At 52.7% G+C, this 15,677-nt stretch carries 14 protein-coding genes and 1 tRNA gene; 4 read left to right on the top strand and 11 right to left on the bottom strand.

All coding sequences use genetic code 11. The annotated features are described in order from the left end of the window. Positions 1-67 precede the first annotated feature (67 nt). The 5 genes from OJ965_RS19160 to OJ965_RS19140 are packed head-to-tail and all read right to left on the bottom strand — an operon-like array spanning position 68 to position 5,319. Positions 68-1,264 (bottom strand): ATP-binding protein, encoded by a 1,197-nt coding sequence (locus tag OJ965_RS19160; RefSeq protein WP_140028740.1) that lies wholly within the window; start codon positions 1,262-1,264, stop codon positions 68-70. After that, entirely contained in the window at positions 1,261-2,526 is a 1,266-nt protein-coding gene (locus OJ965_RS19155; protein WP_265137480.1) for an ATP-grasp domain-containing protein, read from the bottom strand. Before OJ965_RS19155 ends, OJ965_RS19160 begins: the two co-directional genes overlap by 4 nt. After that, positions 2,510-3,742 carry an MFS transporter gene (locus OJ965_RS19150; protein WP_140922731.1) on the bottom strand — a complete coding sequence of 411 codons (1,233 nt, stop codon included), beginning with the start codon at positions 3,740-3,742 and terminating at the stop codon, positions 2,510-2,512. Before OJ965_RS19150 ends, OJ965_RS19155 begins: the two co-directional genes overlap by 17 nt. Before the next feature lie 16 nt (positions 3,743-3,758). Further along, positions 3,759-4,841, bottom strand: a complete 1,083-nt coding sequence (locus OJ965_RS19145) for a thymidylate synthase (protein WP_265137476.1) — start codon at positions 4,839-4,841, stop codon at positions 3,759-3,761. Further along, the gene (locus tag OJ965_RS19140) at positions 4,831-5,319 is read right to left on the bottom strand and encodes a nucleoside 2-deoxyribosyltransferase (protein ID WP_161731759.1); all 489 of its coding nucleotides are present in this window, start codon (positions 5,317-5,319) and stop codon (positions 4,831-4,833) included. Before OJ965_RS19140 ends, OJ965_RS19145 begins: the two co-directional genes overlap by 11 nt. 271 nt (positions 5,320-5,590) lie before the next feature. Here OJ965_RS19140 and OJ965_RS19135 point away from each other — a divergent pair, with 271 nt between their 5' ends. After that, a complete protein-coding gene (locus OJ965_RS19135; RefSeq protein WP_140028745.1) occupies positions 5,591-6,529 on the top strand; it encodes a LysR family transcriptional regulator in 939 nt (312 codons plus the stop codon). A gap of 105 nt (positions 6,530-6,634) precedes the next feature. Here OJ965_RS19135 and OJ965_RS19130 read toward each other — a convergent pair. The 6 genes from OJ965_RS19130 to aspA form a co-directional block, all read right to left on the bottom strand. After that, a tRNA-Phe gene (locus tag OJ965_RS19130) sits at positions 6,635-6,710 on the bottom strand. A gap of 107 nt (positions 6,711-6,817) precedes the next feature. Beyond that, the gene (gene dicD, locus OJ965_RS19125) at positions 6,818-7,393 is read right to left on the bottom strand and encodes a division control transcriptional repressor DicD (RefSeq protein WP_009092508.1); all 576 of its coding nucleotides are present in this window, start codon (positions 7,391-7,393) and stop codon (positions 6,818-6,820) included. A gap of 64 nt (positions 7,394-7,457) precedes the next feature. After that, positions 7,458-9,170: a protein-disulfide reductase DsbD gene (locus OJ965_RS19120; RefSeq protein ID WP_265137470.1), complete on the bottom strand. Its 1,713-nt coding sequence runs from the start codon at positions 9,168-9,170 to the stop codon at positions 7,458-7,460. Next, a complete protein-coding gene (gene cutA, locus OJ965_RS19115; protein ID WP_265137468.1) occupies positions 9,146-9,460 on the bottom strand; it encodes a divalent cation tolerance protein CutA in 315 nt (104 codons plus the stop codon). Before cutA ends, OJ965_RS19120 begins: the two co-directional genes overlap by 25 nt. 68 nt (positions 9,461-9,528) lie before the next feature. Next, complete coding sequence (locus OJ965_RS19110; RefSeq protein WP_009092505.1) at positions 9,529-10,830, bottom strand: anaerobic C4-dicarboxylate transporter; 1,302 nt, start codon at positions 10,828-10,830, stop codon at positions 9,529-9,531. Positions 10,831-10,941: 111 nt separating this feature from the next. Beyond that, entirely contained in the window at positions 10,942-12,378 is a 1,437-nt protein-coding gene (aspA, locus tag OJ965_RS19105) for an aspartate ammonia-lyase (RefSeq protein WP_009092504.1), read from the bottom strand. Between the two features lie 327 nt (positions 12,379-12,705). Here aspA and OJ965_RS19100 point away from each other — a divergent pair, with 327 nt between their 5' ends. From OJ965_RS19100 to groL, 3 genes are all read left to right on the top strand, one after another. Then, complete coding sequence (locus OJ965_RS19100; RefSeq protein WP_181161912.1) at positions 12,706-13,167, top strand: FxsA family protein; 462 nt, start codon at positions 12,706-12,708, stop codon at positions 13,165-13,167. A gap of 228 nt (positions 13,168-13,395) precedes the next feature. Beyond that, complete coding sequence (locus OJ965_RS19095) at positions 13,396-13,689, top strand: co-chaperone GroES (protein WP_009092502.1); 294 nt, start codon at positions 13,396-13,398, stop codon at positions 13,687-13,689. Between the two features lie 48 nt (positions 13,690-13,737). Further along, on the top strand, positions 13,738-15,387 hold the full coding sequence (gene groL, locus OJ965_RS19090; RefSeq protein ID WP_009092501.1) for a chaperonin GroEL: 1,650 nt from the start codon (positions 13,738-13,740) through the stop codon (positions 15,385-15,387). Positions 15,388-15,677: the final 290 nt, after the last annotated feature.

The following is a 15,677-nucleotide window of genomic DNA, read 5'->3' as shown; positions in this document are numbered from 1 at the left end:
TATCAGCCTGTAAAGCGGGACGCCAGGCAGACCTGCTCCTGATTACGTCAGGCAATACTGTGCGGGACTAAGCTATGCGTAGCGTTGAAGCGATAAAGCTAAGCGAGCTATGCTGAACAGACTGCAACACATTCTCAATGCTGCTGATCGTTCCGCCGGCAATCATATTTCGTGAGTCTTTTCCGTCTACCGTAATGATGTTGTCACGGTAAACTGTGACGTTATTGCCTTCGTCGCGAATAACAGAACTGATTTCATCTGCATATTTCCCGCCCAGTTGCAGAGCGGCTCCCTGACGACTTTGATAAGGAAGCGGTGCCTGCCATTGACCCGAAGAAATAAGGTACGTTGACTCAAATGAATTGATGCCGCTTGCTGCTGAGCTCAGGCAACTGATTCCGCTAATACGTGGGTTAATTTCCAGAAGATAAAGGCTGTTTTCCGTAACAATAAAATCGACGCAGCAGACACCATTGAACCCCAGGTGATTTAATAGGAGAATCAGTTTTGTCTGGACCTCACCGGTTAACTGTTTGCTGAAAAGACCAGGATGACAGACGCGTATCGTATCAAAATCAGAGCGAACTCCCAGTGAACTCTGGCCGGTATAACAGGGAGGCTGGAAAAAGTAATTCCCCGGCGTACCAGCAATTTCTATGCAACCAAGCGCACCATCAATAAAGGACTCAATTAAAATATTCTTGCGCTGATTCTGACTCAGCGTCTTGATCAGCTGGTCTTTGTTACTGATTATCTCAATACCATGCCCCATACAATCCCACAGAGGTTTCAGAATGACGGGAAAAGCAATATGGCTGACCAGTTCCTGCTCAAGTTTGTCTCTGCAGCCCGGTTTTAAAAGCTCGCCATGTGTAAATTCTCGGTCCAGAAGTTCCCAGCGCGGCGTAGGAAGGGCGAATTGCTCAAAAAGCATTTTGGTTGCTCTTTTATCGGCGAGCTTATAGACAGCATTAATTGGGCCAGGGACCGCGCTGACGCCTTCTGACAAAGTGATGTCTTCAATGGTCCTTTCATTGGGAATAGACCAGGAAATAACATGGCTGACGTAAGCCGGTTGACGCTCACTTTGGGCATCGTCAATTGCGGCATCAGGCCCCATCGGAGACGAAAAGTGAGGCTGATCTTTGAGCAGCAGTCTTGAATCACTGTGCCTGCTTTTGATCGTTTCCCATGCCATTTCGAGAAAAGGTGATGCCTGGCTTATATCCAGCGAGCGGATGCAGAGTACGGGAAAATCACTCATACGATAGAGACCCTGGTGCTTTGTGAAAATTCATCCATAGCCAAAAGTATTGACTGCTCAGAATCAGCGGTAAAAATGGCCCATCCCAGACGTTCAATATTTGTTGAGCCCGGTTTTACCGGTGAATTTTCACTAACGGTAGAGCGGGTTTCAATGACGGATGCATTTTCCAGCCTGGAAGGAATTTCAAGCTGCTTTAAAACGCCTTCGGCGTCAGGCCGGACAAACTGAATGGCACAATAGCGTTTAGGCGCGGCAGGTTTAAAGTCACTATCCAGCATACCGACAGCCTGGCGGGCATAGATTTCAAGCGGGTCCTGATCGGTGGAAAGGGCGACAAGGCGAGGAATATAGTCACCTGCTGGCCGTGAACAGCTCTCAATAACGCGTGGCTTTCCTTCTTTGTCTAATTTGATTTCGGTATGGCTTATGCCATTCGTGATGCCCAGGGCAATAACCGCCTGAGTGGCAACGTTCAGAATCTCATCGCGTAAGGCGTCAGGAACAGGCGCCGGGAAAATGTGTCCGGTTTCTGCACGAGCTTTGCCGGGCGTGGTGAACTTCATTGTCACACCCCAGGGCGCATATCGACCTGAGACGGAAAGGCCTTCAACACTAAACTCCTGTCCAGGAATATATTCCTGAACCAGAATTTCTTTGCTGAAAGGAATACCGTGTGGATATTCATGTGTCCATTGTGATGCGTCTTTACATGCCTGAGGAAACTCGTTGCACTCCATCAGCACTGAAACGCCAAAGGAGGCTGCATTTTCAGCCGGTTTGACCACCAGAGGAAACGCCAGCTCTTCCAGAGGAAGTTGATGCACATCATCCTTGTCGGTTAATACCGCCAGCAGTGCCGGTAACGGACACTCTGCCTTCGACAGCGTGCGGTACATGTCATATTTGTTTCTTCTGGCTCTGGAAAGCGAGGCATCCGGACCGCAAAGATCGAGCCTTTGTGCGACTTCTGCTGCGATATCTGTCAGGAACTCCCAGGCGACAACTACCCCGGAAACGCCTTTCTTCTTCGCTTCGCTGACCAGCGTCTCAATGGCCAGCTGGCGCACTGAAAAGTCCAGAAAAATGAGGTCATCAATCATGCCTGAGACTTCTTGCAGCATGGAGTCATAGACTTCTTCTGTTGTGGCGACGACTGAATGATAACCCAGTGCGCGTATTGCCTTAAGAAGCAGCTCTCCTCCCATACCGATCGGCTCAATAACCAGTATGCTTTTATTTCCATTAATAGTTGTATTCATTAACTCCTCCTTTTAAATTTTTGAATCCCAGACTAAAAGTGACTGCGGTCAGTAAGAGCAGGACTATCCAGGTGGAATGCGTATTCATATCCAGCAGCCAGCCAAAAATTGCCGGAGACAACGTCATTCCTGCCGACCAGGTCATCTGAAAGGCAGCCATGTAATTTCCATTATTTACTTCCGGGGCTAGTTTTATACTTAGCATATTAACCGACGGCGTAGATAACATTTCTGCAAGGCTGTAAATAAGCATCGCAACAATTAACAGCCCACCAGTAACTATCTGGTTATTTAAAGTTATGCTGGCACACCAGAAAATAATGAATGAAAGAATATTCAGGTAATAAGCGTGTTTTATGTTCTGGACGGGATCGTTCTCTTTTGTCCATGATGCAATATGGGTGCTGATTAGCGCCACGATGGCCGTGTTTAAAATGACCAGTCCGCCTGAGAAAAAAGCAGGAAGGCCAAGTTGTTTGGTTGCATAAATAACAATTACGAGCGGAATAACCATTGCAGCAATGACTAAGCCAAAGTTGACAATCAGAAGCTGGCGATAGCTGGGATCGCTCAACACTTTTCTAATATTATGACTTTCTGCTTTTTTGTGGCTATTCTTTACCGTCTGCACGGCTACAGGATGCCACATCAAAAGTGCCAGGCAGGATAGAAAGTAAAGTGATGCCGACGCAATAACAATAAAATGCAGACTGCTGTCAGAATCAACAGAAAAAGCCAGTGAAGTAAAGATGGTGCCCAGTCCCAGACCAATATTCCTGATAGACGCAATAAGTCCGAACCAGGTTTGAGTCCCTTTCCCACCTGAAGCCAGTGAAACCAGCCCTCGGTTGCTCGTCCAGAAAATATGAGATCCTGCCTGGGTAAAAAACTGCGTCAGCATTATGGTAAAAGGGTCTCTGGCGAAAAGACACATGACAAAACCCGCGCCGCTGATAAAATCGCCCCATATCGACAGTTTTTTAGGACCGAGTCTGTCCAGTAACCTTCCTATCAGGACAGGTACTAAAGAGGAAAGGGCACGGCCTGTGGCAATAGCTACGCCTATTATTGAGAGCGTAAGCGTTGTCGTTCTGTCAAAGTAGATCATCATAAACGCCATGATCAATCCACCACCCGTTGCATTTAATATTGTCGATGCAACAAATAGTCTGGAACGTTTTAGGTTTGGCACTGAAATTTTTAATGTAGTTTTCACGCAGAGACCTTTAAAACTAAGTGATTAGAATGCTATTTACCGGGTTCTTCATTGAGGTAAATGCCTGATAAAATTCATCTGAAATTGTGCTGACTGCTGCCAATGTTTCCTGGGATTTCCATTTCCTGCTCAGATATTCAAGTGCGGCAATGTGGAAATCACTATTGCCCAGCTCTTTGAGGTAATTATTGATAATGTCCCGATCGACATTTAGCTGCAGCGCATTATAAATTTTCAACAAGGTCGCGGCCTTTCTGAAAAAAGGATCGGCTATATTCTTCTCGATCTCAGACGAATTTTTAAAGTTGCCGTTTCGTGAAGCCTCTTCAGCCTGAAAAACCATTGCCAACACTTCATCAATATTTTCTGCACACGTGGTTATTTTGGTCGGGTTAATCTGGCATTCGTACATGCTTACCGGGTTCTTCATGCTGCTGATTTTCTCTGCAGTCGAGTAATGACGGTTATAGATATGGAATGTGCCTACATACCAGGATAACTTTCCGACTTTCCACCCAAGCGTATTAGCAATAATTTCGTGTAAAACGCTCCACTCAAAAAAATTAATGCCGCTGAATCCCCAGATGGCATCATTCGCGCGGACAGTAACATGTAAATCAAGATAACCGCCTCGCTGGATGAAGTGCAGCCAGTTATTACAGGGAACATCTTTTGTTTCCTGATAATCCGTTTCAGGATCAAAGATATTCATTACTGCACGTTTTGTCAGCGGATCTTCTCTAAGGCGATTCACTACTCCCTGCAACTGGTCTACTTTCCCTTTCCATTTGCGTAACCGGGGTCCGTAGGCTGCTCGCCAGGTCAGTGAGTCATCGGAATAGTCTTCTGCGCGAGGAAGATAATGTTTAAGGAAGTGCAGATCATCCCGTCCAGCGAGTACCCACATCGTTTCTGCAACCTGCGCAAAGACGTTATTATTTCTGTGGGGTAATACCAGGAATCGCTCTGTGGGATGGCTGATTTTGGTTAATGTAGAGAGAACTTCCCGTTGCTCCTGATCGCGTGAGCCAACATCGTTACCATTCATCATGATGTTATTTACGGTATTAACCAGCGCATGCGTAATATTACGATTCATGGGCGACCTCATAACCTAACTTCGCCATTTCACTTTCGATAATCTGAAAGGCATCTTCAACCTGCTGATAATCATAATGGCGACATCCATCACTGCCAGATATCATGGCTGAAACGTTTTTTTCATTTTTTCTGTAGAGCGTGATAACAGGAATACGCCAGCTGATTGCCGTCGCAATTTCATAACCTACTCCCAGACTTGGAGTTGTGACTTCAGCGACAACTACCTGGGAATGGCGCAGCCAGTGCAAATCACGGTCATGAATAAATTTGTCACCCAGGAAAGACTGACCACCATCAGATAAACTGTAATCACCCACGTGTTCGGTAATAACTTTACCGTAGCCCTTGAGCTTATTAATCAGTTTCGCGTAAACAGGAACATCATCCCGTCCGGCTCTGATTGAACCAGCAAAATAGATAACCAATCCATTGTCAATAACAGTTTCAGGCGAAAGGGTATGTACTAATTCACTCACGATGCTTCTCCATATAAGGGTTTCCTTTGACCAAAAAATAACAGTCAAGCTTTCAGTTTTTTGAAGGTTATAAAAAGAGTTTCATCCGGTTTATTAACGGAATTAATAAAGCCGGGGAGGTACTCTTACTATTTTGAAAATTTGACAAGCGACAGTGCCTTTCAGGTAATTTAACAATTCATTTTCATCAAGACTAAAATGCAGTGACATCATTGTAAATATAAGTAAAGGTACTTACACTAAGGAAAAAAATTCCACAATTGGAGGGGGGATGGAGAGTCTGCGAGGTCTCAGGGCGTTTGTTTATACAGCTGAACTGGGCAGCTATGTTGCAGCGGCAAGGGTGTCAGGCATCTCTTCTTCAGCGATTGCAAAGAGCGTGGCGAAACTTGAAGACGAACTCGGGGTAAGGCTTTTTCATCGGACAACGCGCAGCATCGGTCTGACTGAAGAAGGGAATGTCTTCTATGAACGGTGTAAGTTCATCCTGAATGAGATTCGCGATGCCAGAGCTCTGATTGCCGAAACGCGCATCACGCCCTGCGGCAGATTACATATCAGCGTGCCGCAAATTTTCGGGCATTCCCTTTTGATGCCCATACTTCCACGTTTTATTGAAAAGTACCCTGATATACAGCTTGATATCGATTTTGAAGATCGCGTGGTGGATCTGATTGCGGAAGGAATAGATGTCGCGGTGAGAAGTGGTGAGCTGGCAGATAACCGCCTTGTGAGCAGAAAGCTGGGAGAGCAGTATTTTGTCGTCTGTGCCAGCAGAGAGTATCTAAAAACGCATGGCATCCCTTTGAACCCTGCTGATCTGGTCCACCATCGCTGCATACATTTCAAATATCCCTCAAGTGGTCGAATCGCCAGTTGGGCTTTCTCTGCCGATTTTGAAAACCTGGACCTTCCCAGGGATCTTATATTCAACAATACTCACGCTGGGTTGCGGGCAGCCATTGATGGATCAGGCGTAGCTCATCTGCCGGTCTATGTTGCTGAAGAAGCATTTGAAAAAGAATTACTCGTCCCTTTACTGACTGAATACATGCTGCCATTAGGATCGATGTCGCTAATCTGGCCTTCTAACCGCCATTTATCCTCGAAGGTCAGAGCATTTGTGGATTTTGTCAGCAGCGAACTGGTTCAGGGGAACTATTTTACGAACATCGGCAGTCAGACGCTGAGTGGGCCTGACGAAGCGTGAATTGAAGGGGATGGGCGAGCCACAGGAAGTGGCGAGTCTATTGAACCTTCGATAACGGGTTCGCTCTGAAAAGCAAAAACCCGCCAGAGGCGGGTTCTTTAAATATGGTGCCCGAACCCGGAATCGAACCAGGGACACGGGGATTTTCAATCCCCTGCTCTACCGACTGAGCTATTCGGGCAACGGGGCGCATTAAACCGTAAAGGCCGCAGGCCGTCAACGGCTTTCACTAAAAAACCCCGGAAAAGGTGACTGATTGCCTGCTTTTCAGTCAAAAGGGGTAAAACCTCAGGCCAGCGCCCCGTTTTTGCGGCACAGTGCGATGTTGTAAACATCTTCCGCCAGGCGCTGAGCGGTGGCGACATCCTGCACGTTGCGCTTCACCAGCAGCTTGCTCAGGCAGCCCTCAAGAATCAGCTCCATCTGGTCGGCGACCATGCTGGGGTTATCCAGACCCTGTTCCACCAGAATCTCATGAGTAAACTGCCAGGAGCCGCGTTTCTGCTGCTCGGCCAGCTGGTGAATGGGCTGATCGGGCTGCGGGTAGAAGCTGCAGGCGGCGATAAACAGGCAGCCCGGAAAACGCCCTTTGCTGACCTGTTCACTCAGGACTTCGTAGCGTGCCATCAGTTTCTGATCTGCCGACAGCGACCCATCCAGCAGGATCTGGCGACGCCAGGTTTCAATCTGCTGCCCGTGATAGCGCAGCGCATCGTAGAGCAGGGCGTCGCGGTCGGGCCAGAACAGCCGGAGCTGCTCTGAAGGTAATCCGGAACCCGCCAGGTTTTCCAATGAGAGGGTGGCGGCGAGGCCGTTCTGTTCAAGCACATTCAATGCATGCTCGAGTATCTGTTCACGCTGCAAGTGACTCTCCTCTGGTATGCAGGCCCGGCTGTTTTACCGGGCAATGACCTGACTCCAGTGTTGTTTACGGGGTAAGTTTCTGCAAATGCGCGCGGAAGTCAGCGGCATCCAGAAACCCGGTGATACGCGAACCGGGGATTTCGCGGCCCTGCGCATCAAAGAACAGAATTGTGGGTAAGCCCAGCACCTGAAGATGCTGTAACAGTGCGTTGTCGCGGGCGTTGTTGTCGGTGACGTTGGCCTGCATTAGCTGCACCTGACGCAGGCTATCGCGCACGGCGCGGTCACTGAAGGTATATTTTTCAAACTCTTTACAGGCGACGCACCAGTCAGCATAGAGATCGACCATCGTGATGCGACCGCGGGCCTGCTGCAGCGCACTGTCGAGCTGCTGCGGCGTCTGAAGGGTCTGGAACGGCAGAGGGGTTACCGCCTGCTGCGTGGCCGGATCGCCAAAGGCCCAGTCCTGCAAGGGTCGCGCACTGATCAGCGCAGCGGTCAGCATGACAATCTGCACCACGCGCCACTTTCCGCTGCTGGCACGCAGGCTGAGGCTGAACGCCCAGCCAAAGAACGCCACGCCAAGCAGACTCCAGAGCCGCCATCCCCAGGCCTCGCCCACGATGCGCTCCAGCAGGAACACCGGCAGCGCCAGGATGACAAACCCGAAGCCCTCCTTGACGGTCTGCATCCACGGGCCGCTTTTCGGCAGCAGGCGGTTACCAAACAGGGTCACGGCGATCAGTGGCAGCCCCATCCCGACGGCATAGAGCCACAGCGTGCCGGCACCGGCCCACAGATTTCCGCTCTGCGCGATGTAGAGCAGAATGGCGCTGAGCGGAGCCGTAGTGCAGGGCGAGCAGATCAATCCCGCCAGCGCTCCCATCAGGAAGACGCCGGGCAGCGATCCGCCCCGCTGGCGATTGCTCCACAGGGTCAGGCGGGTTTGCAGACTGGCGGGCAGTTGCAGCGTAAACAGGCCAAACATGGAGAGAGCCAGCACGATAAACAGCAGCGAGAGCGTGATGAGCACCCAGGGATGCTGCAGGGCGGCCTGGAAACGCAGACCGGCTGCGGCGACCACCACGCCCAGCAGCGTGTAGGTCAGCGCCATCCCCTGCACGTAGACCATTGCCAGGGCAAACAGGCGTCCCAGCGAATAATGGCGCTGGCCGCCCAGGATAATGCCGGCGATCAGCGGGTACATCGGCAGCACGCAGGGCGTAAAGGCGACGCCGATGCCGATCAGCAACGCCCACAGTGGCGAAAAGGGCAGCGGGCTGGCGGAGGCGGGCTGAACCTCAGGCTTAGGGCTGGCGGGCGCTGGCCGGCTGTCTGTGGCTACCGCATTCAGCGGCACGGATCGCGTCTCCGGCGGGTAGCAGAAGCCGGCAGCCGCACAGCCCTGATAAGTCACGCTGAGCGTGGCACCGGGGCCTGCCTGTTGCAGCGTCACCGGCAGCGTCAGATCCTGCGGATAGATCTCACTCTTGCCGAAAAATTCATCTTCATGCGGCTCGCCGGCAGGCAGCGTCAGCGGCGCGAGGGTCGCATTCTGTGGCGTGATGTGAATCTGCTGGCGATAGAGGTAATAGCCTGACTTCACTTTCCAGTGCAGATTGAGCTGCGCGCCCTGCTGGTCGAAATCAAACGTAAAGGCCTGGTCGACGGGCACAAAGCGGCCGGTCGCCGGACTGGAAAAGAGGGAAGCGTGCGCCTGCAGACAGACAAACAGCGTCAGCAGAAGCGTTATTAAGCGAGAGATGCGTGCAGCCATGACAAGTATTCACTGTCTCCATGTTGAACCGGCAGTGCCAGCAGTTCGGGCACGTCGTAAGGGTGCGCGGCTTTAAGCAGATCGCACAGCGCCTGCTGGTGATTGCTGTCGCACTTCAGCAGCATCTGCACTTCACTGCTCTGCTCAATCCGGCCCTGCCAGAGATAGCAGGAGGTCGCGCCGGGCAGCAGGGTCACGCAGGCCGCCAGCCTGGCTTCCAGCGCCAGGGTCGCAAGCTGTTGCGCCGTGGCCTGATCGGGGGCAGTACAGAGGATAACGACGGCATTCATCCTGTGACTCCTGTGTGATGAAAAGAGCGCCGATGATAGCACGCTCCCTTCATAACACGATGGCGGCGCTACAAGAGCAGTCCGCCAAAGATGAAGCCGGAAAGCACCGACAGCGCGATAGCGATAACGCCGGGAATGATAAAGGCGTGGTTGAACACAAACTTACCAATCCGGGTGGAGCCGGTATCGTCCATCTCAACGGCGGCCAGCAGTGTGGGGTAGGTGGGCAGCACAAACAGTGCCGATACCGCCGCAAAGGAAGCAATCGCGGTGAGCGGGGTGACACCCAGCAGCAGGGCGGCCGGCATCAGTGCCTTGGTGGTCGCCGCCTGTGAGTAGAGCAGCATGGAGGCAAAGAAGAGCACCAGCGCCAGCATCCACGGATAGGTTTTCAGCGTGTCGCCCGCCAGCGTCTGAATCTCTGCCAGATGCGCTTTGACAAAGGTGTCGCCCAGCCAGGCGACACCCATCACGCAGATACAGGCGCTCATGCCGGATTTAAAGGTGCTGGCGCTGAGGATCTCGCTGGTGTCGAGCTTGCAGGTCAGGCTGATCAGCGTAGCGATAGTCAGCATAAACACCACAATCGCTTCGTTGCGTGGCAGCGGCGGATCGGCGATCAGCCCGACGCTGGCGCTGGTGGCGGTGGCATAGAGCACCACGGCAATAATACCCGTCAGAAACAGCAGCACCGAGCGTTTCGCCCCCGGCTTCGGCTGGTAGACGCTGGCACCCCGCAGGGTAACTTCCCCTTTGGCGAGACGCGCCTGATAAACCTCATCATCTTTAAGCTCTTTGCCGAGGAAGTTAGTGACCAGCGCGGCCAGGAAGAGGCCCACCATCGTGGCGGGGATCGCAATCGCCAGCAGCGTGATGTAGCTGACGCCGCGCGGTTCCAGCAGCGTGGCAAAAAAGACCACGGCGGCGGAGATGGGAGAGGCGGTAATCGCGATCTGCGACGCCACCACCGCAATCGACAGCGGACGGGAAGGGCGCACGCCCTGCTCTTTGGCCACTTCCGCGATCACCGGCAGCGTCGAGAAAGCGGTGTGGCCGGTGCCTGCCAGCAGCGTCATCAGGTAGGTTACCAGCGGGGCCAGCAGTGTGACGTGGCGCGGATGTCGGCGCAGCAGGCGTTCCGCCAGGCTCACCAGATAGTCCATGCCGCCCGCCACCTGCATCGCCGCGATGGCGGCGATCACCGCCATGATGATCTCTATCACGTCGAACGGGATAGCGCCGGGTGCCATGCCAAAGCCCAGCGTCAGGATCAGTACCCCCATCCCGCCGGCGAATCCGATACCAATGCCGCCAAGACGTGCGCCCAGCCAGATCGCCATCAGGACGACAAGCAGCTCAACCACAAACATGAATCACTCCTGCAAAGTTAACCGGTGAACTCCGGGAATGCTGTGTACCAAAAAAAAAGGCACACCATGTTGATCGCGGTGTGCCTTTGGTTAACCCGCGTGGGTTAAACCCTACTGCTCGTTTTCATCGGTGTAGCGTTTTGCTTTATAAACCGGATACATCAGGTTCTGCACCGAGAAGATATCGTCCAGCTCACTCTCCGTCAGCAGGCCGCGCTCCAGCACCACCTCACGCACACTTTTCCCGGTTTCGGCACAGATTTTGCCGACGATGTCGCCGTTGTGGTGGCCGATGTAGGGGTTGAGGTAGGTCACGATGCCAATTGAGTTGAAGACGTAGGCTTCGCACACCGCGCGGTTAGCGGTGATGCCGTTGACGCACTTCTCCAGCAGGTTGTAGCAGGCGTTGGTCAGGATGCTGATCGACTCAAACAGCGCCTGGCCAATGACCGGCTCCATGACGTTAAGCTGCAGCTGACCCGCTTCAGAAGCCATGGTCACGGTGGTGTCGTTGCCAATCACCTTGAAGCAGACCTGGTTAACCACTTCCGGCACCACCGGGTTCACTTTGGCCGGCATGATGGAGGAGCCCGCCTGCAGCTCAGGCAGGTTGATTTCATTCAGGCCGGCGCGCGGACCCGAGGAGAGCAGGCGCAGGTCGTTACAGATTTTAGAGAGCTTCACCGCCAGACGTTTCAGCGACGAGTGAACCATCACATAGGCGCCGCAGTCGGAGGTCGCTTCAATCAGATCTTCCGCCGGAATAACCGGCAGGTTGCTGACTTCCGCCAGACGCTGCACGGCCAGATGCTGATAGCCATCCGGCGTGTTAAGACGGGTACCGATGGCGGTCGCGCCAAGGTTAACCTCCAGCAGCAGTTCGGCGGTGCGCAGAATGCTTTTGGTCTCTTCGTTCAGCAGCACGCTGAAGGCGTGAAACTCCTGCCCCAGAGTCATCGGCACCGCATCCTGCAGCTGGGTTCGACCCATTTTCAGGATGGTCTGGAATTCATCGGCTTTGCGCTGGAAGCCTTCAGACAACTGGCTGATGCCATCAAGCAGTTTCAGCAGCGAACTGTAAACCGCGATGCGGAAACCAGTCGGGTAGGCGTCGTTGGTCGACTGGCACTTGTTTACATGGTCGTTGGGGTTGAGATACTGGTATTCCCCTTTCTGGTGGCCCATCAGCTCAAGACCGATGTTTGCCAGCACCTCATTGGTGTTCATGTTGACCGAGGTCCCGGCGCCGCCCTGATAGACATCCACGGGGAACTGATCCATACAGCGGCCCTTGTTCAGCACTTCGTCGCAGGCCTGAATGATGGTATCGGCAATGTTACGCGGGATGGTCTGCAGCTCTTTGTTAGCCATCGCTGCTGCTTTTTTTACCATCACCATACCGCGGACAAATTCAGGTATGTCACTAATTTTGCTGTTGCTGATATAAAAATTTTCAATCGCACGCAGAGTATGGACGCCATAATAGGCATCCGCCGGAACTTCGCGCATACCTAACAGGTCTTCTTCGATACGAATGTTGTTCGCCATGATAACCTTCTTGTTGTTGCCGCTAACCATCACAAAGGATGGGTTTATTTTGTCGTGGTGTGCCCGTGCCGACATATTATCCGTCTTCATAGAGGCGTGTGCGATCATATTCTGATGCCCGGGAAAAGCACGCATGCAGATCGCTAATGCTGCTGCCGGGTTAACGATATGTGAAGTTGGTTACAAAATTAACCCCGCAGGATAAATTTGACAGGATCGGTTGAAAAGGGCGGCGCGGGTGCCCATCTCTTTTCTTATCCTCCTCAGGATGAACGCTTTCTGCTGACCGGCACGCTGCCGTTCAGCCTCTACTTACAGGAGAGTACGGTGCGCTGGATACCGTTATTAGTCTTTTTTGTTCTGGCCTGGATTGAGATTTCACTGTTCATCCAGGTCGCGCACGTCATGGGCGTGCTGCTGACCATGCTGCTGGTGGTGTTCACCTCCTGCATCGGGGTTTCGCTGGTAAAAAATCAGGGCATGAAAAACTTCATGCTGATGCAGGAGAAGCTGGCGCGTAACGAAAGCCCGGCCACGGAGATGATCAAAAGCGTCTCGCTGATCATCGCCGGTTTCCTGCTGCTGCTGCCGGGCTTCTTTACCGATCTGCTGGGCCTGCTGCTGCTGCTGCCCCCGGTTCAGAAGCATCTGACGCTAAAGCTGATGCCCCATCTGCGCGTCTGGCGCGGGCCGGGAGCCGGACCGGACAGCGGCTACACGATGGACGGCGAGTTTGAGCGTAAAAACAGCGATCGCCTTGAGCATCACGACGATCACCAGGATCGTTAACCGCCATTGTCACCACTGAAAGCGCAACCTCCGGGTTGCGTTTTTTATTTGCGCCGTCATCTGTTTAAAAAAACATCACTTATGGCTTCCATAGAAAAAATTTGTTGTTCGCCCCCTTGAAAGCGGGTGGGGATGGCCCTATCTCACAGGTCACGAGGCCGGAAGCCATGCAGCCCGGTGTTCAACCCCAAAACTGAATGATTGGACTTCTCAAAGGAGAGCTATCACATGAAAATTCGTCCATTGCACGATCGCGTCATCGTCAAGCGTAAAGAAGTTGAAGCTAAATCAGCTGGCGGCATCGTGCTGACCGGTTCTGCAGCCGGTAAATCTACCCGTGGTGAAGTTCTGGCTGTCGGCAATGGCCGCATCCTTGAGAGTGGCGACGTTAAGCCGCTGGACGTGAAGGTTGGCGACGTGGTGATTTTCAACGAAGGTTACGGCGCTAAAACCGAAAAGATCGACAACGAAGAAGTGCTGATCATCTCTGAAAGCGACATTCTGGCGATTGTCGAAGCGTAATTTTTTCGCGTAACTCACTGAACGAAACGAATTTAAGGGACAATTGAAATGGCAGCTAAAGACGTAAAATTCGGTAATGACGCTCGCGTAAAAATGCTGCGTGGCGTGAACGTACTGGCAGATGCAGTAAAAGTTACCCTGGGCCCGAAAGGCCGTAACGTGGTTCTGGATAAATCTTTTGGTGCACCGACCATCACTAAAGATGGCGTGTCCGTTGCGCGTGAAATCGAACTGGAAGACAAGTTCGAAAATATGGGCGCGCAGATGGTGAAAGAAGTGGCCTCTAAAGCGAACGACGCTGCAGGCGACGGCACCACCACCGCGACCGTACTGGCGCAGGCTATCATCACCGAAGGTCTGAAAGCCGTTGCCGCGGGTATGAACCCGATGGACCTGAAGCGCGGTATCGACCAGGCCGTTGTGTCTGCCGTTGAGAAACTGAAAGCGCTGTCTGTACCTTGCTCAGACTCTAAAGCGATTGCGCAGGTAGGTACTATCTCTGCTAACTCCGATGAAACCGTGGGCCAGCTGATTGCTCAGGCGATGGAGAAAGTGGGTAAAGAAGGCGTGATCACCGTTGAAGAAGGCACCGGCCTGCAGGACGAGCTGGATGTGGTTGAAGGTATGCAGTTTGATCGCGGCTACCTGTCACCGTACTTCATCAACAAGCCAGAAACCGGTGCGGTTGAACTGGAATCGCCGTTCATCCTGCTGGCTGACAAGAAAATCTCTAACATCCGTGAAATGCTGCCCGTGCTGGAAGCCGTTGCGAAAGCCGGTAAACCTCTGCTGATCATCGCGGAAGATGTTGAAGGCGAAGCCCTGGCAACGCTGGTGGTCAACACCATGCGCGGCATCGTTAAAGTGGCTGCGGTTAAAGCACCAGGCTTCGGTGACCGTCGTAAAGCCATGCTGCAGGATATCGCTATCCTGACCGGCGGTACCGTCATCTCTGAAGAGATCGGTATGGAGCTGGAAAAAGCTGCGCTGGAAGATCTGGGTCAGGCAAAACGTGTTGTGATCAACAAAGACACCACCACCATCATCGACGGTGTGGGTGAAGAGACCACCATTCAGGGCCGTGTTACCCAGATTCGTCAGCAGATCGAAGAAGCGACCTCTGACTACGACAAAGAAAAACTGCAGGAGCGCGTCGCGAAACTGGCAGGCGGCGTAGCCGTTCTGAAAGTGGGCGCAGCCACTGAAGTTGAAATGAAAGAGAAGAAAGCGCGCGTTGAAGATGCACTGCACGCAACCCGTGCTGCTGTCGAAGAAGGCGTGGTTGCAGGTGGTGGTGTGGCGCTGGTTCGCGTTGCAGCACAGCTGTCAGAGCTGCGTGGTCAGAACGAAGACCAGAACGTCGGTATCAAAGTTGCGCTGCGCGCGATGGAAGCACCACTGCGTCAGATCGTCTCTAACGCCGGTGAAGAGCCTTCTGTTGTGGCGAACAACGTGAAAGCGGGCGACGGTAACTACGGTTACAACGCGCAGACTGAAGAGTACGGCAACATGATCGACTTCGGTATCCTGGACCCAACTAAAGTGACCCGTTCTGCGCTGCAGTACGCGGCCTCTGTTGCGGGTCTGATGATCACTACCGAGTGCATGGTTACTGACCTGCCAAAAGGCGACGCACCTGATTTAGGCGCTGGCGCTGGCGGTATGGGTGGCATGGGCGGTATGGGCGGCATGATGTAATTGCCGTTGACTGCCTGAGTCACAAAAGAACCCCCGACCGGAAACGGCCGGGGGTTTTTCTTTTGGGCAGGAAAATAGTATAAGTAGTGGCGCAATCGTACGTCTTTCCTCCTGATATTTCCCGTTGTCTGCACGCTGTCTGCAGTTGTCCGGCTGAATTCACTGATGTTCAGTTCATTCTTCAGGCAGGCAGCGTCGCCGAGACGTAACATGAAATATTGAGGGGATATAACGGGATTAAGGCAATGAATGTGCAGAAAAAAGTGCTTTTTTTCTGCTACGCTGCCACC

The organism is Pantoea anthophila, from assembly GCF_026104315.1.
Taxonomy (GTDB): Bacteria; Pseudomonadota; Gammaproteobacteria; order Enterobacterales; family Enterobacteriaceae; genus Pantoea; species Pantoea anthophila.
This window is presented reverse-complemented; position numbering and strand designations above follow the sequence as displayed.